Source organism: Xanthomonas sp. BRIP62409 (genome assembly GCF_003992965.1).
GTDB classification, from domain to species: Bacteria; Pseudomonadota; Gammaproteobacteria; order Xanthomonadales; family Xanthomonadaceae; genus Xanthomonas; species Xanthomonas euroxanthea.
Window position 1 is genome coordinate 28,604 of the sequence record NZ_QEZJ01000031.1, and the last position, 20,025, is coordinate 48,628.

General features: G+C 67.2%; 18 protein-coding genes. 9 read left to right on the forward strand and 9 right to left on the reverse strand.

Annotation, left to right across the window (positions count from 1 at the left end; genetic code table 11):
* The first annotated feature begins 14 nt into the window (after positions 1-14).
* Positions 15-1,391: an ATP-dependent RNA helicase DbpA gene (gene dbpA / locus EO170_RS18680; protein ID WP_126947287.1), complete on the forward strand. Its 1,377-nt coding sequence runs from the start codon at positions 15-17 to the stop codon at positions 1,389-1,391.
* 180 nt (positions 1,392-1,571) lie between these two features.
* On the opposite strand, the gene EO170_RS18685 is transcribed toward dbpA, so the two are convergent.
* Both EO170_RS18685 and EO170_RS18690 read right to left on the reverse strand, forming a co-directional pair.
* On the reverse strand, positions 1,572-2,132 hold the full coding sequence (locus EO170_RS18685) for an adenine phosphoribosyltransferase (protein ID WP_104582190.1): 561 nt from the start codon (positions 2,130-2,132) through the stop codon (positions 1,572-1,574).
* A gap of 94 nt (positions 2,133-2,226) precedes the next feature.
* A complete protein-coding gene (locus tag EO170_RS18690; RefSeq protein WP_126947290.1) occupies positions 2,227-3,783 on the reverse strand; it encodes a YdiU family protein in 1,557 nt (518 codons plus the stop codon).
* A gap of 169 nt (positions 3,784-3,952) precedes the next feature.
* On the opposite strand from EO170_RS18690, the gene EO170_RS18695 reads away from it, so the two are divergent.
* A complete protein-coding gene (locus EO170_RS18695) occupies positions 3,953-4,828 on the forward strand; it encodes an alpha/beta hydrolase (RefSeq protein WP_126947293.1) in 876 nt (291 codons plus the stop codon).
* A gap of 118 nt (positions 4,829-4,946) precedes the next feature.
* On the opposite strand, the gene EO170_RS18700 is transcribed toward EO170_RS18695, so the two are convergent.
* Entirely contained in the window at positions 4,947-5,645 is a 699-nt protein-coding gene (locus tag EO170_RS18700; protein ID WP_126947296.1) for a glutathione S-transferase, read from the reverse strand.
* Positions 5,646-5,816: 171 nt separating this feature from the next.
* On the reverse strand, positions 5,817-6,026 hold the full coding sequence (locus tag EO170_RS18705) for a cold-shock protein (protein ID WP_006451993.1): 210 nt from the start codon (positions 6,024-6,026) through the stop codon (positions 5,817-5,819).
* Between the two features lie 267 nt (positions 6,027-6,293).
* Here EO170_RS18705 and EO170_RS18710 point away from each other — a divergent pair, with 267 nt between their 5' ends.
* The 4 genes from EO170_RS18710 to EO170_RS18725 all read left to right on the forward strand — a co-directional run bounded on the left by EO170_RS18710 (position 6,294) and on the right by EO170_RS18725 (position 10,749).
* Positions 6,294-6,773, forward strand: a complete 480-nt coding sequence (locus EO170_RS18710) for a YaiI/YqxD family protein (protein WP_115676884.1) — start codon at positions 6,294-6,296, stop codon at positions 6,771-6,773.
* Positions 6,774-6,835: 62 nt separating this feature from the next.
* Positions 6,836-7,384 carry a YaeQ family protein gene (locus tag EO170_RS18715; protein WP_104582185.1) on the forward strand — a complete coding sequence of 183 codons (549 nt, stop codon included), beginning with the start codon at positions 6,836-6,838 and terminating at the stop codon, positions 7,382-7,384.
* A complete protein-coding gene (locus tag EO170_RS18720) occupies positions 7,381-8,562 on the forward strand; it encodes an NAD(P)/FAD-dependent oxidoreductase (RefSeq protein WP_104582184.1) in 1,182 nt (393 codons plus the stop codon). The genes EO170_RS18715 and EO170_RS18720 overlap by 4 nt, the downstream gene beginning before the upstream one ends.
* 117 nt (positions 8,563-8,679) lie before the next feature.
* Positions 8,680-10,749: an EAL domain-containing protein gene (locus EO170_RS18725; protein ID WP_126947299.1), complete on the forward strand. Its 2,070-nt coding sequence runs from the start codon at positions 8,680-8,682 to the stop codon at positions 10,747-10,749.
* 120 nt (positions 10,750-10,869) lie between these two features.
* Here EO170_RS18725 and htpX read toward each other — a convergent pair whose 3' ends face one another.
* Positions 10,870-11,748 carry a protease HtpX gene (gene htpX / locus EO170_RS18730; protein ID WP_126947302.1) on the reverse strand — a complete coding sequence of 293 codons (879 nt, stop codon included), beginning with the start codon at positions 11,746-11,748 and terminating at the stop codon, positions 10,870-10,872.
* Between the two features lie 97 nt (positions 11,749-11,845).
* Here htpX and gluQRS point away from each other — a divergent pair, with 97 nt between their 5' ends.
* The 3 genes from gluQRS to phaR all read left to right on the forward strand — a co-directional run bounded on the left by gluQRS (position 11,846) and on the right by phaR (position 14,299).
* Positions 11,846-12,745, forward strand: a complete 900-nt coding sequence (gluQRS, locus tag EO170_RS18735; protein ID WP_126947305.1) for a tRNA glutamyl-Q(34) synthetase GluQRS — start codon at positions 11,846-11,848, stop codon at positions 12,743-12,745.
* An 84-nt stretch (positions 12,746-12,829) separates the two neighbouring features.
* Positions 12,830-13,570, forward strand: a complete 741-nt coding sequence (locus EO170_RS18740) for a beta-ketoacyl-ACP reductase (RefSeq protein WP_126947308.1) — start codon at positions 12,830-12,832, stop codon at positions 13,568-13,570.
* A 159-nt stretch (positions 13,571-13,729) separates the two neighbouring features.
* Positions 13,730-14,299, forward strand: a complete 570-nt coding sequence (gene phaR, locus EO170_RS18745) for a polyhydroxyalkanoate synthesis repressor PhaR (protein ID WP_104582180.1) — start codon at positions 13,730-13,732, stop codon at positions 14,297-14,299.
* A gap of 46 nt (positions 14,300-14,345) precedes the next feature.
* Here the strand turns inward: phaR and EO170_RS18750 are convergent, their stop codons facing one another.
* The 4 genes from EO170_RS18750 to EO170_RS18765 form a co-directional block, all read right to left on the reverse strand.
* Positions 14,346-15,296: a TraB/GumN family protein gene (locus tag EO170_RS18750; protein ID WP_126947311.1), complete on the reverse strand. Its 951-nt coding sequence runs from the start codon at positions 15,294-15,296 to the stop codon at positions 14,346-14,348.
* 30 nt (positions 15,297-15,326) lie between these two features.
* The gene (locus tag EO170_RS18755) at positions 15,327-16,265 is read right to left on the reverse strand and encodes a DUF1684 domain-containing protein (RefSeq protein WP_164741099.1); all 939 of its coding nucleotides are present in this window, start codon (positions 16,263-16,265) and stop codon (positions 15,327-15,329) included.
* Positions 16,265-18,130, reverse strand: a complete 1,866-nt coding sequence (mutL, locus tag EO170_RS18760) for a DNA mismatch repair endonuclease MutL (protein WP_126947314.1) — start codon at positions 18,128-18,130, stop codon at positions 16,265-16,267. Before mutL ends, EO170_RS18755 begins: the two co-directional genes overlap by 1 nt.
* 137 nt (positions 18,131-18,267) lie before the next feature.
* Entirely contained in the window at positions 18,268-19,956 is a 1,689-nt protein-coding gene (locus tag EO170_RS18765) for an N-acetylmuramoyl-L-alanine amidase (RefSeq protein WP_126947317.1), read from the reverse strand.
* Positions 19,957-20,025: the final 69 nt, after the last annotated feature.

The window sequence follows — 20,025 nt, forward strand, 5'->3', positions numbered from 1 at the left end:
GGCTAAAATGCGTCATGAACGAATTCTCCGCGCTGCCGCTGTCGCCGGCCCTGGCCCCCGGCATCGACGCCCTTGGCTACACCGTCCTCACTCCCATCCAGGCACAGAGCCTGCCGCCAATCCTGCAGGGGCTGGACGTCATCGCCCAGGCGCCGACCGGCAGCGGCAAGACCGCCGCCTTCGGGCTGGGCCTGCTGCAAAAGCTCGATCCGGCAGTGACCCGTGCGCAGGCGCTGGTACTCTGTCCCACCCGCGAACTGGCCGACCAGGTCGGCAAGCAGCTGCGCAAGCTGGCCACCGGCATCCCCAACATGAAGCTGGTGGTGCTCACCGGCGGCATGCCGCTGGGCCCGCAACTGGCATCGCTGGAAGCGCATGACCCGCAAGTGGTGGTCGGCACGCCCGGCCGCATCCAGGAACTGGCCCGCAAGCGCGCCCTGCATCTGGGCGGCGTGCGCACGCTGGTGCTGGACGAGGCCGACCGCATGCTCGACATGGGCTTCGAGGAACCCATCCGCGAGATCGCCAGCCGCTGCGACAAGCACCGCCAGAGCCTGCTGTTCTCGGCTACCTTCCCGGACATCATCCGCACGCTGGCGCGCGAGATCCTGAAGGACCCGATCGAAATCACCGTCGAAGGCGCCGACAACGCGCCGGAAATCGACCAGCAATTCTTCGAGGTCGACCCGACCTACCGGCAGAAGGCCGTCGCCGGCCTGCTGCTGCGCTTCAATCCCGAATCCAGCGTGGTGTTCTGCAATACCCGCAAGGAAGTGGACGAAGTGGCCGGCTCGCTGCAGGAGTTCGGCTTTTCAGCGCTCGCGCTGCATGGCGACATGGAACAGCGCGACCGTGACGAAGTGCTGGTGCGCTTCGTCAACCGCAGCTGCAACGTGCTGGTGGCCAGCGACGTGGCCGCACGCGGGCTGGACGTGGAAGACCTGTCGGCCGTGGTCAACTACGAGCTGCCCACCGATACCGAGACCTACCGCCACCGCATTGGCCGTACCGCACGCGCCGGCAAGCGAGGGTTGGCGCTCAGCCTGGTGGCCTCGCGCGAGACCGGCCGCGCGCAGGCGCTGGAAGCCGAACAAGGCCAGCCGCTGACCTGGTCGCGCGCACCGCTGGCCACCGCCCGCCCCGCGCAGATGCCGCAGGCGGCCATGACCACGCTGCGCATCGATGGCGGCAAGACCGACAAGCTGCGTGCCGGCGACATCCTCGGCGCACTGACCGGCGAAGCCGGGCTCTCGGGCGCGGCGATCGGCAAGATCGCCATCTACCCCACGCGCTCCTATGTCGCCATCGCCCGCGCGCACGTCGCCAAGGCACTGGCGCATCTGCATGCGGGCAAGATCAAGGGCCGCCGGTTCCGGGTCAGCAAGCTGTAACCAAGCTGCGGCAGAACTCCTGCCGACCAATCGATCGAGCGGCGGCGACAGCACCCGCCGCGGGATCCACAGGGATGCGCACGCTGGCGCACATGGGCGATCTGCACACGGCGGCACGACCGTTGCGCCGGTTTGCAGGCCGTCAGAGCAGCGAGACGCGCAGTCGGAAAGAGGCCTGGATCAATAGCTCAGCGTTGCCAGCAGCGGCACGTCATTGGCCCACTTCTCACGGCCCTGCAGCGCCAGCAGCTCGACCAGCACCGCCGCGCCGACCACTTCCAGTTCCAGCTGTGCGGCCAGACCCAAGGCCGCGCGCAGCGTACCGCCGGTGGCCAGCACGTCGTCGACGATCAAGACACGGGCACCGCGCGGCAACGCATCCTCGTGCATCTCGATGCGATCGGTACCGTATTCCAGCGCATATTCCTGGATCAGCGTCCGCCCGGGCAGCTTGCCGGGCTTGCGTACCGGCACGAAGCCGGTGCGCAGTTCGCGCGCCAGGGCTGCTCCCAGGATGAAACCGCGCGCTTCGATGCCCAGCACCGCATCCAGCGGCGTGGTGCGCCAGGGCTGCGCCATTTCGTCCAGCGCGGAAGCGAAATCCGGGCCGTCGGACAGCAGCGGCGTGATGTCCTTGAAGACGATGCCCGGCTTGGGAAAATCGGCGATGTCGCGGATTCGCTCGGACCATTGATTGGGTCCGGAAGAATGGGTGCCGGCGCAACGGGTGCAGTCAGTCATGGTGGCAGTGGCATCAGGGCCGGTGGGGATGCCCCTATTCTAGGCTGCGCGGCCTGACGACGCTGGGTTTACGACATACCTGCATCTGAGCGCGTCAGGAACTGCACGACAGCATCGAGCAACCGGCGCGGTCGCGCGCCCAGTCCGGCCGCCGCGCGGCAAACGCGTCGCGGCCCGGCTGGTCGTCGTAGGGCCGGCGCACGACCTCCAGCAATTCCTGCACGCCCGACGCATCGCCCTGCTCGGCCAGATCGATCGCCTGCTGCGCCAGGTAGTTGCGCAGCACATAACGCGGGTTGGCCAGGCGCATGCGTTCGCGTCGCTGCTCCGGCGACAGCGTGTCCTGGCGCAGCCGCGCCGCGTAGCGCTGCAGCCATGCCTGCAATGGCACGGCATGCGCGAGGCGCTTGTCCTGGTCGTAGAACGCCTCGTGCAATAGATCCGGATCAGGATTTTCCTGCGCGAACGCGATCAGGCCGCGGAATGTCAGCGTCATGTCCATCTCGGCGTCGAGCATCAGCGCGCGCAGCGCATCGATCAACTGCAGATCCTCGTCGCGGCAGTCGGCCAGGCCCAGTTTGGCAGCGGTGTCGTGGCGGTCGCAGGCCAGGTAGGTATCGCGGAAGCGGTCCAGGCCCTGCTGCAACCGCGCCTGGTCGGCAAACAGCGGCGCCAGCGCCTGGGCCAGGCGCCCCAGGTTCCAATAGGCGACCTGAGGCTGGGTGCCAAAGCGATAGCGACGCCCCTGCGCGTCGGTGGTGTTTGGCGTCCAGTCCGGGTCGTAGTCGTCGACCCAGCCATAGGGGCCGTAATCGATGGTCAATCCCAGGATCGACATGTTGTCGGTATTCATCACCCCGTGCACGAAGCCCACCCGCATCCAGTGCGCCACCATCACTGCCGTACGCTCGCAGACCTGCGCGAACCATGCCGCGTACAACGCCTCACCGGCACCTTCCAGCTGCGGGAAATCGCGTGCGATGGTGAAATCCACCCATTGCCGCAGCAGCGCAAGATCGCCGCGCGCACCGGGCAACTCGAAATTGCCGAAGCGGATGAACGAGGGCGCCACCCGACACACGATCGCGCCCGGTTCGCGCTGCGGCCGGCCGTCGTAGAACATGTCGCGCACCACCGCATCGCCGGTGGTGACCAGACTCAGCGCGCGTGTGGTCGGCACACCCAGATGATGCATCGCTTCGCTGCACAGGAATTCGCGAATCGACGAGCGCAGCACCGCCCGGCCATCGGCCCCGCGCGAATAGGGCGTCGGGCCGGCGCCCTTGAGCTGCAGCTCGTAGCGGCCGCCATCGACCCCGATCGCCTCGCCCAGCGAAATCGCCCGGCCATCGCCCAGCTGGCCGGCCCAATGCCCGAACTGGTGGCCGCCATAATTGACCGCCCATGGCTGCATGCCCGGAAACACCGCATTGCCGGCAAACACCTCGGCAAAGTGCGCGCTGCCGATCTCCGCGGCGTCCAGCCCCAGCCGTTGCGCGACATCTGCCGAATACGCCAACAGGCGCGGCGCGGCGACCGGTGTCGGCGCCACCGCCGACCATGCGGCGCGCACTTCGCGGCGGCGTGGACCTTGTTCCGGATCACCAGGCAGCTGCTGGCGCAGGCGGTTGTCAAATTGCAGGGTCGTCATGGCTGCCAGCGTAGGCCAACGACAATGAACTTCGCATGGGCAACCACGCATCCGGCTTCGCGCACGTACCGTATCTTCGATCAGCTGGCCGCCAGCAAGCGGACTCGTCCTGCACATGCTGGCGACAACCACAGCGTTATTCCTCCCTGCCCTTCGACAGACATCGCCCATGCCTTCGCGCGCTTATCGCTGGTTTCGCCCCGCCCTCCTGTTGCTCGGTTCGCTGACGCTGACCGCCTGCAGCAGCGTGTTCTTCGGTGGCATCAACGCCGCATCCAGCCGAGACGGCATCGTCGAGCATCGCGACCAGGTGTTCGATGCGGCGCATGATCTGGCACTGGACGTCTACCAGCCGCGTGGCGCGGTGGATGCACCGGTGGTGGTGTTCTTCTATGGCGGCACCTGGAAGCGCGGAACGCGCGCCAACTATCGCTGGGTCGGGCGTGCACTCGCGCGCCAGGGCGTGGTGGCGATGGTGGCCGACTATCGCAAGTATCCGCAGGTGGGGCCGCAAGGCTTCATGTCCGATGCCGCCGCTGCCACCGGCTGGGGCTATCGGCATGCCCACGCCTATGGCGGCGACCCGACGCGCCTGGCGGTGATGGGCCACTCCGCCGGTGCGCATATGGCTGCGCTCCTGGGTACCGATGCGCGCTGGCTGCAGACGCAGGACATGCAGCCCCGCCAGCTGTGCGGGGTGGTGGGGCTGGCCGGGCCGTACGATTTCCTGCCCACCAGCGACCCGGAACTGGTGGAGATCTTCGGCAAGGCGCCGCAGACGCAACAGCAGTCGCAGCCGGTGCACTTCGTTGGCGGCGACGAACCGCCGATGCTGTTGCTGCACGGCGATGCCGACCACGTGGTCGAGCTGCAGAACAGCACCTCGTTGCAGCAGGCTCTGCAACGCACGGGCGGCACGGCCGTGTTGAAGATCTACCCGGGCATGGGCCATCTCGGCCTGGTGCTGGCACTGCGCAAATCGCCCGAGCGCTCGCCGGTGCTGCGCGACACGCTGCAGTTCCTGCGGCAGTGTCAGGCGCCGTGATGGGGCGGTAACGGATTGGGGAGCCGGGAGTCGGGAGTCCCCAACCCTGGCAGGACACCGTCAAGGCACGGTGACCTGCAGCTTCTGTGGGCGCACGGTCGACACGGCGACCGCAATGTCACCCGGCCGGCTTGCGCCCCATCAGCGCGAACGGGCCGCCCTTCTTCAACGCGGCCTGATATGCCGGGCGCGCTTCGATGCGCGCGAGAAAGGCACGCAGGCGTGGATAGCTCTCCAGGCCGCCGCCGCGTGCAGCAGCCGCCTGCACCGGGAAACTCATCTGGATGTCGGCCGCAGTGAAACGCTCGCCGGCAAACCACTTGCGTGCCTGTAGCGACTGCTCCATCCAGTCCAGGTGCAGCTTGAGCTGCGGACCGACAAAGCCCGCCATCGCCTTGTCCACGATGGCGCGTGCGATCGGCTTGGCGAAGAACGGCATCGGCGCACTGCGAATGCGCCCGAAGATCAGGGTCATCAGCAACGGCGGCATCGCCGAGCCTTCGGCGTAATGCATCCAGTAGCGGAATTCCAGGCGCTCCGGCGACTCCAGCGGGCGCGGCGACGGCGACAAGACGCACTCGGTGTCGTAGCGTTCGGTCAGGTACTCCAGGATCGCGCCGGACTCGGCCACGGTCAGATCGCCGTCGACGACGATGGGCGACTTGCCGAGCGGATGAATGGCACGCAAGGCCGCCGGTGCCAGCATGGTCTTGGGATCGCGCTCATGCCGGACGATCTGGTACGGCAGCGCCAGTTCTTCCAGCAGCCACAGCACGCGCTGGGAACGGGAATTGTTGAGATGGTGAACAGTGATCATGGCAGTGACTGCGCGCGGAAAGCACCTATGCTACCGAGCCGCGTGTCGTCGCTGCGCTCACCTGCGCGGGTCGGTCTGCCCGGCTCTGGCGCATCGATCAGATTGCGCCCAATAAAAAACGCCGGTCGCTTGCGCGACCGGCGTTTTGGCAACCTTACGGTTGCAGACGGATTAGACCGCCTGCACCTGGTCAGCCTGCATGCCCTTCTGGCCCTGCACGGCGACGAAGGTCACCTTCTGGCCTTCCTGCAGCGACTTGAAGCCGGTGCCCTGGATGGCACGGAAGTGCACGAACAGGTCCGGGCCGCTTTCCGGGGTGATGAAGCCGAAGCCCTTGGCATCGTTGAACCACTTCACGGTACCGCTCTGACGATCTGACATTTACAAACTCCTGAACTATAGATGGATAAATCGCAGCGTCCGAAAAGCCGGAGCTGAGACTGAGTTGCAGGCGTTGGTAAAGCGGAACGATGAAGCGAGATCTGTAACGATCCGGCTGCATCAGGCCACGATTCACGGTGACCCTTGCAAACACAGTGCGTGCACAGTACTCGTGTTCCCAGCAAAAAGCGACACCCTGCGTCAAATTTTTTACTGTCAGGCTGGATCCGACCACCTGTCAGGCCCTTTCCCTCCCGATTTCAGCACATGAATACGCCTCCCCTGCCGTCCCGCCCGCAGATCTGGGTCGATGCCGACGCCTGCCCGGCAGTCATTCGCGACATTCTTTTCCGCGCTGCCGCACGGACCGGCGCGGCCGTGACACTGGTCGCCAATCATTTCCTGCAGACCCCTCGCCTGGCGCATGTGCGTGCGCTGCAGGTCCCCGGAGGGCCGGACGCGGCCGACGACCTCATTGCCGGACGGGTGGCTGCGGGCGACCTGGTCGTCACCCAGGACATCCCGCTGGCTGCCCGCGTCCTGCAGGCCGGCGCGGCCGCCGTCAGCCCGCGTGGCGAGCCGTTTACCAGCGACAGCATCAACGAGCGCCTGTCGGTACGCGGTTTTCTGGAAGAACTGCGCGGCGCCGGCGTCGTCACTGGCGGGCCTGCGGCCCTGCATCCGCGCGACCGTCAGGCATTTGCCGCCCAGCTGGACCGCTGGCTGGCCGAGGTGGCGCGCAGCTGAGCGCCGCACGCTGGGGTTGCAGCGGGGGCGTATCATGGGCGCCCTTTGCAACCGGCATCCTGATGGCCCTTACCGCCACCGTCCGCAGGGCGGAACTCCAGATCAGCGACATGGACCGTGGCTACTACGCCAACCATTCGTTGACCCTGGCCCAGCACCCCTCCGAAACCGACGAACGCCTGATGGTGCGGCTGCTGGCGTTCGCGCTGTTTGCCGACGACCGCCTGGAATTCGGCCGCGGCCTCAGCAACGAGGACGAACCCGACCTGTGGCGGCGCGACTACACCGGCGACCCGGACCTGTGGATCGACCTCGGCCAGCCGGACGAGAGCCGCGTGCGCAAGGCCTGCAACCGCTCGCGCGAGGTGGTGGTGATCGGCTACGGCGGCCAGGCCACCGAAACCTGGTGGAAGAAGCACGCCAACGCGCTGGGCCGGCACCGCAACCTGCGGGTGCTCGAACTGGAGTCGCAGGCCACCGAGGCGCTGGGCGCGCTGATCCAGCGCGGCATGCGCTTCGATGTGATCATCCAGGACGGCGAGGTGCAGATGCTGGCCGACCACGGCAGCGTCACCCTGACCCCGATGGTGCGGCAAGCTCCGGCCGAATGAGCACGCGTTGCGACGTGCTGGTCGTCGGTGCCGGCGCGGCCGGACTGATGAGCGCCTTCACCGCCGGCCGGCGCGGCCGCCAGGTGCTGGTGATCGACCATGCCAACAAGGTCGGCAAGAAGATCCTGATGTCCGGTGGCGGGCGCTGCAACTTCACCAATACCGGCACCGCCCCGGGCAACTTCCTCTCGGCCAACCGCCACTTCTGCAAGTCCGCCCTCGCCCGCTACAGCCCGCTGGATTTCGTGGAGATGGTCGAGCGCCACGGCATCGCCTATCACGAGAAAGAGCTGGGCCAGCTGTTCTGCGATATCTCGTCCAAGCAGATCGTGCGCATGCTGCTGGACGAATGCGACGCGGCCGGCGTGCAGGTGCGTACCGACTGCAAGGTGCATTCGGTGCAGCGTGACAGCGATGGCTTCACCGTGGAGACCAGCCAGGGACGCGTGCAGGCGCAGTCGCTGATCGTGGCCACCGGCGGGCTGTCGATCCCGAGCATGGGCGCCAGCGGCTTCGGTTACGCGCTGGCCCAGCAGTTCGGCCACACGCTGTTGCCGACGCGCGCCGGGCTGGTGCCGCTGACCTTGAGCGGCAAGCACCAGGAGCGGCTGCAGGATCTGTCCGGGCTGGCGGTGCCGGTCCAGGCGCAGTGCAACGGCGCCAGCTTCCGCAACTTCATGCTGATCACCCATCGCGGCGTCAGCGGCCCGGCCATCCTGCAGATCTCCTCGTACTGGCAACCCGGCGACGAGCTGCGCCTGGACCTGCTGCCGGGCCAGGACGCCGCGGCGTGGCTGCGCGAACAAAAACGCCAGCGGGGCGCCACCGAGCTGCGCAACGTGCTGGCCGACGTGCTGCCACGGCGGTTTGCCCAGCGCCTGTGCGAGGTGTGGTTGCCGGACAAGCCGGTCCGCCAGCTCGACCCGCCGCAGTTGCAGGCCGCCGCCGACCTGCTGGCCGCCTTTCCGCTGATCGCCAGTGGAACCGAAGGCTATCGCACCGCTGAAGTAACGCTGGGCGGTGTCGATACCCACCAGGTCTCCAGTGCGAGCATGGAGTCGCGCCTGGTGGCCGGCCTGTACTTCGTCGGCGAGGTGCTGGATGTGACCGGATGGCTGGGCGGCTACAACTTTCAATGGGCATGGGCGTCCGGTCACGCTGCCGGGAGCGTAGCCTGATGCGACGTCCCCAGGCGGAAACATGGCCTGAGTCTCACCCCGGATGCGGCCTTGTCCACAGACATGGACGCAGTCGAGTTCCTTCGTATATTAAAGCCCGTCGCCAGGGAAACGCGCATGCAAAAAGGTAAAGATCTCACCCTCCGCTTGATGATGGTCGACGACAGCGTCGAAGGCGCAGAGGCGATCGTGACCGCGTTGCGCAACGGCGGCATCGCGGTGCGCCCATCGCGACCGCAGACCCCGGAAGAGCTCGCCGGCATGCTGTCGGGGCAGATCGACCTGGCCCTGTACGGGCAGGCGCTGCAGATCCCGATGAGTGTGTTGCAGCAGCAGATCGCCGGCAGCGGCAAGGACATCCCGATCATCCTGCTGGCCGAGCGGATCGAGGAAGACGCGCTGGTCGAGGCCGCCGCGCATGGCATCCGCGCCATCGTGCTGCGTCATCGCCCCGAACACCTGCTGGCGCTGGTGCGCTCGGAATGGGCCGACCTGCAGGCACGCCGCGGGCTGCGCCGCATCGAGGCGCAGATGCGCGAAACCGAACGGCGCTGCGATGCCTTGATCGCCTCCTCGCGCGACCCGATTGCCTATGTGCACGAAGGCATGCATATCCGTGCCAACGAGGCGTACCTGGACATGTTCGGCTTCGAGTCGTTCGACGATGTCGAGGGCGTGTCGCTGCTGGACATGATCGCCGCGCAGTACGTCGACGACTTCAAGCAGTTGCTCAAGGCGATGTCCAAGGGCGAGCCGCCGCCGGCGCAGTACAAGGTTGACGCGCGCCGGCTGGAAGGCGACACCTTCCCGGCGACGATGGAGTTCGCCACCGCCACGTATGAAGGCGAGCCGTGCATCCAGGTGGTGTTCCGCCGCCGCGAGGAATTCGACCCGGAGCTGGCGCGCGAGGTCGAGGACCTGCGTCAGCGCGACCAGGTCACCGGCCTGCTCAACCGCCCCGCCTTCATGGTGGCGCTGGAACAGGCGGTGGCGCGCGCCGGCCGCAGCGAAGGCCAGTCCGGCTTCCTGCTGATCGAGCCCGACCATTACGCGCGCCTGCTGCCCGAGATCGGCCTGGATTCGGCCGACGCGCTGATCGCCGCCCTGGCCGCGCATGTGGCCAGCGTGACCGATGACAGCGTGGTCGCCGCGCGTTTCGGCGAGCACAGCTTCGCGTTGCTGATGGACGGCAATTACGCGCGCACGCACGCATTGGCGGAACTGGTGCGCGACGCGTTCGCGCAGCACGTCTTCAGCATTGGCGCGCGCTCGGCCACGGTGACGGTGAGCATCGGCGGCGTGCAGATCGGCGAGAAGATCGCCAGCATCGGGCAGGTGCTCAACCGCGGTACCGAGGCGGTACGCACCACCGCCGAGCTGGGCGGCAATGCAGTCAGCATCTACGACCCGGCAGCGGCCGACCGGGCCGAAGAGGAACGCATCGAACGCTGGGTGCAACAGCTGCGCGAGGCACTGGCCGGCGACGGCTTCCTGCTGCATTACCAGCCGGTGCTCAACCTGCAGGGCGAGCCGCTGGAGCTGTATCAGGTCTTCCTGCGGCTGGAGCGCAACGGCGAGATGATGTCGCCGAACGCCTTCATGGCGATCGCCGAAGAACACGATCTGATCACCGAGATCGACCGCTGGGTGGTGGCGCGCGCGATCCGCCAGCTTGGCGAGCGGCAGCGTGCGGGACACGCCACGCACCTGCTGGTACGCATCGGGCCCAACTCGTTTTCCGATCCGCAGATGGTCGACATCATCCGCGAGCAGCTGGCCGTGTATGGCGTGCCGGGCGAACGGCTGTGGTTGCAGACGCCGGAATCGAAGGTGTTCACGCACCTGCGCAACGCCCAGCAGTTCCTGGCGGCGGTGTCGGCGATGGGCTGCAAGGTCGGGCTGGAACAGTTCGGCTCGGGCCTGGATTCGTTCCAGCTGCTGGCGCATTTCCAGCCGGCCTTCCTCAAGCTCGATCGCGGCATCACCGGCGAAGTGGCCTCGGCCCGCGAAAGCCAGGAAAAGATCCGCGAGATCACCTCGCGCGCGCAGCCGGCCGGCATCCTCACCGTGGCCGAGTTCGTGGCCGATGCGCAGTCGATGAGCAGCTTCTTCAGCGCGGGGGTGGACTATGTGCAAGGCGATTTCGTCGCACCGACCGGGCCGTTGATGAACTACGAGTTCGGCTGAGGCCTGCAGCCGCATCGCATCGCTGGCACCTCGCGCCAGCCAACAAAAAACCCGCGTGCTGCGGGTTTTTTGTTGGCTGGCGTGAACCAATGCGCCACGCGGGCATCTGGCAAGGCCGTCTTACATCGCCGCACCGTTGGCGGCACGCAACGCGGCGATGCGCTCGGCCAGCGGCGGGTGGCTCAGGAACAGCCGGCGCAGCCCGTCGCCCACACCGCCGGAGATGCCGAAGGCCTGCACCTGCGAGGGCAAGGTGCTCTGGCCGTGGTTCAGCGACAGGCGCTCCAGTGCGGCAATCATCTTGCCGCGACCCGCCAGCTGCGCACCACCGGCATCGGCGCGGAATTCGCGGCGACGCGAGAACCACATCGCGATCATCGTCGCGAACAGGCCGAACACCATCTCCAGCACGAACACGATGATGTAGTAGGCAAAGCCACGGCCACCATCGCGGTTGCCCGACATGGCACTGTCGATGATGCCGCCGACCACGCGTGCCAGCACGATCACGAAAGTATTGAGCACGCCTTGCAGCAAGGCCATGGTGACCATGTCGCCATTGGCGACATGTGCGATTTCATGGCCCAGCACCGCCTCGGCCTCGTCCTGGCTCATGTTCTGCAGCAGCCCGGTGGACACCGCGACCAGCGCGTTGTTTCGGTTGGCGCCCGTGGCGAAGGCATTGATTTCCGGGCCGTCGTAAACCGCCACCTCCGGCATGCCGATGCCGGCCGCCTGGGCCTGACGGCGCACCGTCTCCAGCAACCAGCGCTCGGTCGGCGTGCGTGGCTCGGTGATCACCTGCGCACCGGTGCTGCGCTTGGCCATGAACTTGGACAGCAGCAACGAGATGAACGAGCCGCCGAACCCGAACACGGCCGCCATCACCAGCAGGCCGCTCATCCGCGCGGGATTGACGCCCGCGACCGACATCACGATGCCGGCCAGCATCAACACCGCAAAATTGGTCAGCAGGAACAGGAAAATGCGGTTGAACATGGTGCGATGACTCCACGCAAGCAGGATGACCTGCAGCGGATCTGCGGTCGTCAGCGCTTGAAATCAAGCGATCACCTGACCGACGATTCAGCCGATCATGCCAGCCCTCCTCTACCGCGGCCGCTTCGCGCCCTCCCCGACCGGCCCGCTGCACTTCGGCTCCCTGCTGGCGGCATTCGGCAGCTGGCTGCTCGCGCGGCACGCCGGTGGTCAGTGGTGCGTGCGCGTCGAAGACATCGATCCACCGCGCGCCGAGCCCGGCGCCTGCGAACGTCAACTGCGCACCCTGGCCGCCTTTGGCCTGCGCCCGGACCTGCCGGTGCTATATCAATCCGACCGCCACGCGCACTACGACGCCGCCGTCACCCGCTTGCTGGAGGCGGGACTGGCCTTCGAATGCAGTTGCAGCCGCGCCGATCTTGCCGGCATGGGCGGCATCCACCATGCCTGCGTGGCGCCGCTGAGTGCCCGCCGCGCGGTACGCCTGCGGGTGCCGCCACAGCCACCGGTCGGCTTCGACGACGCGCTGCAGGGCCACATTGTGCAGGACGTGCATGCCGATGTCGGCGACGTGGTGCTGCGCCGCGCCGATGGCTACTGGGCGTACCAGCTGGTGGTGGTGGTCGACGATGCCGCGCAGGCCATCACCGATGTCGTGCGCGGCGCCGACCTGCTCGACTCCACCCCACGTCAGTTGCTGCTGCAGCGCGCGCTGGGCCTGCCGCAGCCACGCTATCTGCACCTGCCGCTGATCCTGGACCACGCCGGCCGCAAGCTGTCCAAGTCGCACGCCGCGCCCGCGCTGGACGATGCGGACCCACAACCGGCGCTGCACGCCGCCTGGGCGGTCCTGGGACAGGATCCGGCGGCATTGCCGCACCGTGCCGCGCTCGACACCGTGCTGCAGCATGCGGTGCAGCATTTTTTGCCGCAGCGGTTGCCCCGGCAGCTGCATCTGGATGCCAACGGACGCGCATCACCGCCCCGGCGTGACTAAAATTGCGCCCCAGCACCGGCGTCGGGCCAGGCAGCGCGCCTGTGCCCTGACCGCCATCGTCTTATCCTGTCCATTGGAGTCGTCATGACATCTCGCGTCGTATTGGTCACCGGCGGCACCGGCGGTATCGGCACCGCCATCTGCAAGCGCCTGGCCGACCAGGGCCACCGGGTGGCCAGCAACTTCCGCAATGCCGAAAAAGCCCAGGCCTGGCAGCAGCGCATGCAGACCCAGGGCTACGACATCGCCCTGTTCCGCGGCGACGTGGCGTCTTCCGAGCATGCGCGCGCCCTGGTCGAAGAAGTCCAGGCAGCGCTTGGGCCGATCGAAATTCTGGTCAACAACGCCGGCATCACCCGCGACACCACCTTCCATCGCATGACCGCCGAACAATGGCATGACGTCATCAACACCAATCTCAACTCGGTCTTCAACGTCACCCGTCCGGTGATCGAAGGCATGCGCCAGCGCGGCTGGGGACGGGTGATCCAGATCAGCTCGATCAACGGCCTGAAGGGCCAGTACGGGCAGGCCAACTACGCGGCCGCCAAGGCCGGCATGCACGGCTTCACCATCTCGCTGGCACGCGAAAATGCCGCGTTCGGGGTGACCGTCAATACAGTGTCGCCGGGATATGTGGCCACCGACATGGTGATGGCGGTCCCGGAAGAGGTGCGCGCCAAGATCGTCGCCGACATCCCTACCGGCCGCCTGGGCCGCCCGGAGGAAATCGCCTATGCGGTGGCCTTCCTGGTGGCGGAAGAGGCCGCCTGGATCACGGGCTCCAATCTGGATATCAATGGCGGCCACCACATGGGCTGGTAACGTTTGCTGCAACTTCGCGATGCAGCATGAAAATCCCTTGAAAATCATGCTGCGCAGCATTTTTTTGGTGTGCGCTTAAGAAAATAAGGCCTTGCGGCGGTTGCAAGGGCTGCTGCGGTGCGCCATCCTGCGCGCACTATCGTTGTGAGTGAACGTTCCATGGCCGGACTTCGCATCATCAAGAAGTATCCCAATCGCCGTCTCTACGACACGGAAATCTCCAGCTACATCACCATCGAAGATGTGCGCCAGCTCATCATCGACGGCGAAGAATTCGAAGTACGCGACGCCAAGAGCGGTGAAGACCTCAGTCGCGCCGTCTTGCTACAGATCATTGCCGACCGTGAACAGGACGGCGAGCCGATGCTGTCGACCCAGCTGCTGAGCCAGATCATCCGTTTCTACGGCGACTCGCTGCAGGGCTTCATGGGCAACTACCTGGAGCGCAGCATGCAGGTGTTCCTGGATCAGCAGCAGCAGTTCCGCCAGCAGATGGGCAACCTGCTCGGGCAGACCCCGTGGGCGATGATGAACCAGCTGACCGAGCGCAACCTGGAGTTGTGGCAGGAGTTCCAGCGCAACTTCGGCGCCGGTTTCGGGCGTCCGGGCGGCCCTGGTACGCCGCCGCCGGGGGCGAGCGGCATGGGCAGCGGCCCGATGGGCACCGGCACCCACGGCACTGCCGCCGGTAGCGCCGGCACCACCGGCAAGGCCCGCAACCGCGGATGACGCAAGCGCGGCGCCTGGAGCGTGAGACGCTCCACGGCGCCGCCAGTCAGCGGCCGGCCTGCTCCGCGCAGGCCGCGCAGATCCGCTCCACGTGGTACCCACGCGCGCGCAGGCGCTCGACCACTCCATCGCTTCCCAGCAGATGCAGCGCACCGACCACCACCAGCGTGGTCCCGCTCCCTTTGCCGAGCCGCTGTTCCAGCCGCGGCACCCAGCGCGCATTGCGCTCGACATTGATGTCCTGGTACAGCGCCGGATAGTGCTGCCGCATCTGCTCGGCCATCTGCGTGGACAGGGTGTGCACATCGCCATTGCGCCAGGCCGCGTGCAACTGACGCAGCTGATCGGTGGTGCCTGCGGCGTCCAGCGCCTCTTCCAGCAGCTGATGCTGCTCGGTGGGCGACATCCCGTCGAGCAAAGCAATCTGCTCCTGGGCGCGCTCCAGCCCATCGGCCGGTTTACCCTGGGCTTGCGCCTGCGCCATCAGGTAATGGTCCAGGCCGGCAGCCGGATCCATGCCTTGCCGGCTCATCTCCGCCAGGCTGATCGTCAACGCCACGAACCAGGGTTCCAGTGGCTGCAAGCTGTCCACCTGCATCCCGCGCTTGCGTGCGTAGCTGGTCAGCGCCTGCCAGGTCTTTGGATCGAGTACGTCCTGCAGGCGACGTCCGTCGCTGCGCCGCGCCGCCTGCAGCATGCGGCCGGCCAGTTCGGGCGATTGCGCATCGGACGGCGGTAGTTCGAACACCAACCGGTCGGCCTTGGCAAATGCCTGCATCACATCCGGCGACAAGGGGTAATCGCTGGGCTTGAGCACATGGAACGAGCCCAGCAGATACAGCGTGCCGCCCTTGCCATCGACCTTCCACAACAACGGCACCGGCGGACCGGCAGGCGTGTCGTGGCCGGTACGTGCCCAGGTCGGCGCGGCTGCCCCGCCCCACAGCCCCAGCGCGATCACCGCGCCGCAGCACCAGGCGGCCAGCCGGGTGCGCATGCTTGCCTCTACCACGTCGCTGTCTCCACGTCAGTGCGGCACTTTGTAGGTTTTCTCGCCTGCCGATACCGCCAGGTCGATGCGGTTCTCCGGCGGCGGCAGCGGACAGGTCGCAAACGGAGTGAACGCGCACGGCGGGTTGTAGGCACGGTTGAAATCCACGATCACATGCCCGGAGGCGTCGGGCACGTCCAGATCCAGGAAGCGCCCGGCCGGATAGCTGCCGTGCCCGCTGGTGCGGTCGGCGAACACCACGAACATCGGCCGCCCCGGTTCGCCGATGGTCTGCAGCCGATATGCCTTGCCATCGCGCTCGAAGGCGATGGCCCCGGCATTGGGCTGTTCGCTGCTGATGCCGACGATGTCCACGATCGGAATGGTCTTGCCGACATCGTTGGGCACATAGCGTGCGCTGATGCGCCAGGACGGATCGGCCGGCCAGTACTCCAGCCCGGCGAAGTGGCTGCGCGACGGCGCGTCGGCATGCTTGACCCGCAGCGCGTTGCGGTCGCCGCGATGGATCAGGCTCAACACGCCCTTGCCGCCATCGAAATGGATGAAGGTCGGCTGCGGGTCGCGATCGGACTGGAAGCGGATCCGGCCGGTCAGCGGCTTGCCATCGACGCTCAAGGCCGCGCCGCGCTCGGGCACGAAACAGACCGTGTCGGCCTCGGTGGCGACCATGCCCAGCTTGGGCGGCCCGACCGCCAGCCTGATGCCACTGTCGGCACTGCTGCCGATGTAGTGCGCCTTCAGCGACAGCCAGTGCAGGCCGACCAGGCTGGTCCAGCCATCGGGCGCGCGCAGCTCGGTCAGGCGCGCTTCGCGCCAGGCCGCGTTGTCGGCCAGGAAGGCCTTGTCGAGTGCGGCCGGTGCCGCCGGCGGCGGTGCGTCCTTGCCGCAGCCGGCCAGCGCCGCACACACCAGCATGCCGAGCAGCCAGCGGTTCCCCCTGTGCAATGCAGCCATCAGCGCCCCCTCAGGAACCAGCGATCGATTTCGCCCAGCGTAAACCGTGCCCAGGTCGGCCGACCATGGTTGCATTGGCCCGAGCGCTCGGTGATTTCCATATCGCGCAGCAGTGCGTTCATTTCCGGCAAGGTCAGGCGCCGGTTCGCGCGCACCGCGCCGTGGCACGCCATGGTGGAGAGCAGCTCGTCGCGCGCCCCGGCAATGCGCCGGCTCTGGCCATGTTCGCGCAGGTCGCCGAGCACATCGCGCAACAGTGCCTCGGGATCGGCGTTGGCAAGCAATGCGGGAATGCTGCGCACGTGCAGCGATTGCGGGCCGGCGCGGGTGACCTCGAAGCCCAGGCTGGCCAGCGTGTCGGCTTCGCGCTCGGCGGTGTCGGCCTCGCGCTCGCCCACCGCCAGCGTCATCGGCACCAACAGCGGTTGCGCGTGCAGGCCGATGCTGTCGTGCGCGTTCTTGAGCCGCTCGTAGCCGATGCGTTCGTGCGCGGCATGCATGTCCACCACGATCAGGCCTTCGGCGTTCTCGGCCAGGATGTAGATGCCGTGCAACTGCGCCACGGCATAGCCCAGCGGCGGCACGCCGCTGTCTGCGGCAGTCGCCGGCAGGCCCATTCCCGAGCCCTCGGGCAAGCGTGCCGACTGCTGCTGCGCGCCGCTGGGCGGCGGCGCATACAGCGCGCTGTAGGCCGCACGCGCCTCATCCACGCGCAGGCCCAGCGGGGTCTGCGATGGCGTCCACTGGCCGTAGCCGGCACCACCGCCGCCACGACTGCTTCCGCTTCCGTAGCCTGGACGATCGAGCATGCTCCCCGGCACCGCGCCGGCATCGCCAGTGCCTTCCGTAGCGCTGCTGTTGGGCATCGCGCCGGCGCGCGTCTGCGCCAGCGCGTCCTGCAAGGTGCGGTAGACGAAGTCGTGGATCAGCCGCGCCTCGCGGAAACGCACCTCGTGCTTGGCCGGATGCACGTTGACGTCCACGCGCGCCGGATCCAGCTCCAGGAACAGCACGTAGGCCGGCTGGCGGCCATGGAACAGCACATCGCCATAGGCCATCTTGACCGCGTGCGCGACGCTGCGATCGCGCACCGAGCGGCCGTTGACGTAGAGATACTGCTGGTCGGTACTGGCGCGCGAGTAATGCGGCTGCGCGACCCAGCCATGCAGCCGCAGGCCGGCGCCACTGTGATCGACACGCAAGGCCTGCCGTGCGAAATCCTCGCCCAGGGTTTCACCCAGACGCGCATCCGAATACAGATCGCCCGGCTTGTAGCGACGCGAGGGTTTGCCGTTGTGCGAAACCCGCAACTCCACATCGGGCCGCGCCAACGCCAACGAACGCAGCCACTCTTCGATATGCCCCAGCTCGGTGCGCTCGGCACGCAGGAACTTGCGCCGCGCCGGCACGTTGAAGAACAGTTCGCGCACTTCGACCGTGGTGCCGGGCGCGTGTGCACGTGGCATCACCTCGCCCAGTCGGCCACCGTCGATCTCCAGCGCGGAGCCATGTTCGGCATCGTGGCGGCGCGAGATCAGGGTGAAACGGCTGACCGAGGCGATCGACGGCAACGCTTCGCCACGAAAGCCTAGCGTGGCCACGGTCTCCAGATCGTCCAGCGATGCGATCTTGCTGGTGGCATGCCGCGACACCGCCAGCGGCAGTTCGTCGGGAGTGATGCCGCCGCCGTTGTCGCGGATGCGGATCAGCCGCACGCCGCCCTCTTCCAGCTCGATATCCACGCGGGTGGCGCCGGCATCGAGTGCGTTTTCGACCAGTTCCTTGACCACCGACGCAGGGCGCTCGACGACTTCGCCGGCGGCAATCTGGTTGATCAGGATTTCGGGGAGCTGACGGATCGCCATCAGCGCAGGCGCTCGTGATGGACGCAAAGGTCCACGCGCATCGAGGGTGTAACAGGCAAGGCAGACGTCGGCACGGCAATCCGGCGGCGCGCGGGCGCCGTCATCAAGGAATCAGTGCGGAATGATAGCCGAGCGGCTCAGCGGCTGCCGCCGGCCACGGTGCCGACGCCGGCATCGGCTTCGGCCTGCGCGCGCGCTGCAAACAAGGTGCCTGGCGGCGGCTGGCGGGTGAAGAAGGTATCGATGCCATCCAGCACGGCCGCGGCGATCTTGCGCTGGTAGGCGGGGTCGATCAGGCGACGCTCTTCGTCCGGATTGGAAATGAAGGCCGTCTCCACCAGCATCGCCGGCATGTCGGAGGTGCGCAGCACCGCGAAGTTGGCGCGTTCCAGCTGCGGCTTGTGGTTGTTGCCGATCCGCTTGAGGCCGCCGAGCACGTGCCCTGCCGCATCCTCGGAGGCCTTCATGTGGCCGCTCTGCGCCAGATCCAGCAGCACATTGGCCAGCGTGCTTTCGGTCTGCTGCAGACGCACCCCGCCGACCAGGTCGGCGGCATTTTCCTTGTCGGCCAGCCAGCGCGCGCGCTGCGAGGAAGCCCCCTTGGTCGACAGCACATAGACCGACGAGCCGGTCGCACTGCGGTTCTCGGCAGCGTCGGCATGGATGGAGATGAAGATGTCGGCCTTGGCGGCGCGTGCCTTCTGCGCGCGCATCGGCAGCGGAATGAACACGTCGGTATCGCGTGTCAGGTAGGCCTTCATGCCGGGTGTGGCGTTGATCTGGCGCGCCAGTTCACGCCCGACGGCCAGGGTGACATCCTTTTCGCGCTTGCCGGTGGGGCCCATGGCGCCCGGATCCTGGCCACCGTGTCCCGGATCGATCGCAACGATCAGCGGCCGCATTCCGGGTGCCATCTTGATCCGCGAGGCCTCGCTGGGCAGTACCGGACGCGGCGGCAAATCGTCGCTGTCCGCCGCGGCAACGCCGCCGGCGGTATTCGGTGTGGCAGTCACGGCATTACCCGACGCGGCGCCCATCGGCGCATTGCCGCCATTCAAGATGGCAGCCGGCGATGCGGCGTTGCCTGTCATCGCGGGTGCTGGCGGCGTACCGGCGATGCGATTGGAGGGGTTGCCGGCAGTGCCGGCTGGCGTGGACGAGCTGGTGGTTACCGCGGCCGCGGCCATGCCTGGACGCGGTGTCGGCACGCCGGTGGCCACCGTCGTCGGTACCGGCGCTGGGGTCACGCTGGGCATGGCCGAGGCAGGGACATACGGTGCAGGCGCGGGCGGCACCACCGACGCACGCTGCGCAGACGCCGCCAACGCAGCGGTCGCGCGGGCCGCCTCGGATTGTGCATTGGCCGGACGCGGCGGCGGCGTCGCAGGTGTTGTCGGGTTGGCAGCCACCGTGCCGGCGGAGACCGGCGAATCGCCCGGCCACTCGATCACCAGGGTCGACGCACTGCCCAGCGTCTGCATCTGCGGCTTCAACGGCGTGACCGGCGTCGCCAGCTCGAAGACCACCCGAAAGGTGCCCGGCACCGGTTGGCCGGTCCGCACCGACGTCACCAGGCCGGCTGCGGGCGGCAACTTGAGGCCTCGCACACCGGAAGAATCGGGAAAATCCACCACCAGGCGATTGGGATTGGCCAGCGACAGCGTCTTGAATCCGCCGCTGCCGGCCAGCTGGATCTCCGCACGCGTGCCGGTGGCACCGGTGCTGATGCCGACACCCTTGATTTCGCCGGCCCACGCAGCAAAAACCGCCAGGCTGAGGCTGGCGGTCAGGGCGAAAACACAGAACTGGCGGAACCCCGGTGTCATGGCGCTGGATTCAATCACCCGCGCGTGTGAATTGCAAGGTGATTTCCCTTAATAATCCACAACCTGGCG

Coding starts and splice junctions, on each gene's coding strand:
- EO170_RS18695 (WP_126947293.1), top strand. CDS start 3,953: ATGCCTTCGCGCGCTTATCGCTGGTTTCGCCCCGCCCTCCTGTTGCTC.
- EO170_RS18750 (WP_126947311.1), bottom strand. CDS start 15,296: ATGCGCACCCGGCTGGCCGCCTGGTGCTGCGGCGCGGTGATCGCGCTG.
- htpX (WP_126947302.1), bottom strand. CDS start 11,748: ATGTTCAACCGCATTTTCCTGTTCCTGCTGACCAATTTTGCGGTGTTG.
- mutL (WP_126947314.1), bottom strand. CDS start 18,130: ATGGCGATCCGTCAGCTCCCCGAAATCCTGATCAACCAGATTGCCGCC.
- phaR (WP_104582180.1), top strand. CDS start 13,730: ATGGCCGGACTTCGCATCATCAAGAAGTATCCCAATCGCCGTCTCTAC.
- EO170_RS18705 (WP_006451993.1), bottom strand. CDS start 6,026: ATGTCAGATCGTCAGAGCGGTACCGTGAAGTGGTTCAACGATGCCAAG.
- dbpA (WP_126947287.1), top strand. CDS start 15: ATGAACGAATTCTCCGCGCTGCCGCTGTCGCCGGCCCTGGCCCCCGGC.
- EO170_RS18720 (WP_104582184.1), top strand. CDS start 7,381: ATGAGCACGCGTTGCGACGTGCTGGTCGTCGGTGCCGGCGCGGCCGGA.
- EO170_RS18685 (WP_104582190.1), bottom strand. CDS start 2,132: ATGACTGACTGCACCCGTTGCGCCGGCACCCATTCTTCCGGACCCAAT.
- EO170_RS18710 (WP_115676884.1), top strand. CDS start 6,294: ATGAATACGCCTCCCCTGCCGTCCCGCCCGCAGATCTGGGTCGATGCC.
- EO170_RS18725 (WP_126947299.1), top strand. CDS start 8,680: ATGCAAAAAGGTAAAGATCTCACCCTCCGCTTGATGATGGTCGACGAC.
- EO170_RS18715 (WP_104582185.1), top strand. CDS start 6,836: ATGGCCCTTACCGCCACCGTCCGCAGGGCGGAACTCCAGATCAGCGAC.
- EO170_RS18765 (WP_126947317.1), bottom strand. CDS start 19,956: ATGACACCGGGGTTCCGCCAGTTCTGTGTTTTCGCCCTGACCGCCAGC.
- EO170_RS18700 (WP_126947296.1), bottom strand. CDS start 5,645: ATGATCACTGTTCACCATCTCAACAATTCCCGTTCCCAGCGCGTGCTG.
- EO170_RS18690 (WP_126947290.1), bottom strand. CDS start 3,783: ATGACGACCCTGCAATTTGACAACCGCCTGCGCCAGCAGCTGCCTGGT.
- gluQRS (WP_126947305.1), top strand. CDS start 11,846: ATGCCAGCCCTCCTCTACCGCGGCCGCTTCGCGCCCTCCCCGACCGGC.
- EO170_RS18755 (WP_164741099.1), bottom strand. CDS start 16,265: ATGGCTGCATTGCACAGGGGGAACCGCTGGCTGCTCGGCATGCTGGTG.
- EO170_RS18740 (WP_126947308.1), top strand. CDS start 12,830: ATGACATCTCGCGTCGTATTGGTCACCGGCGGCACCGGCGGTATCGGC.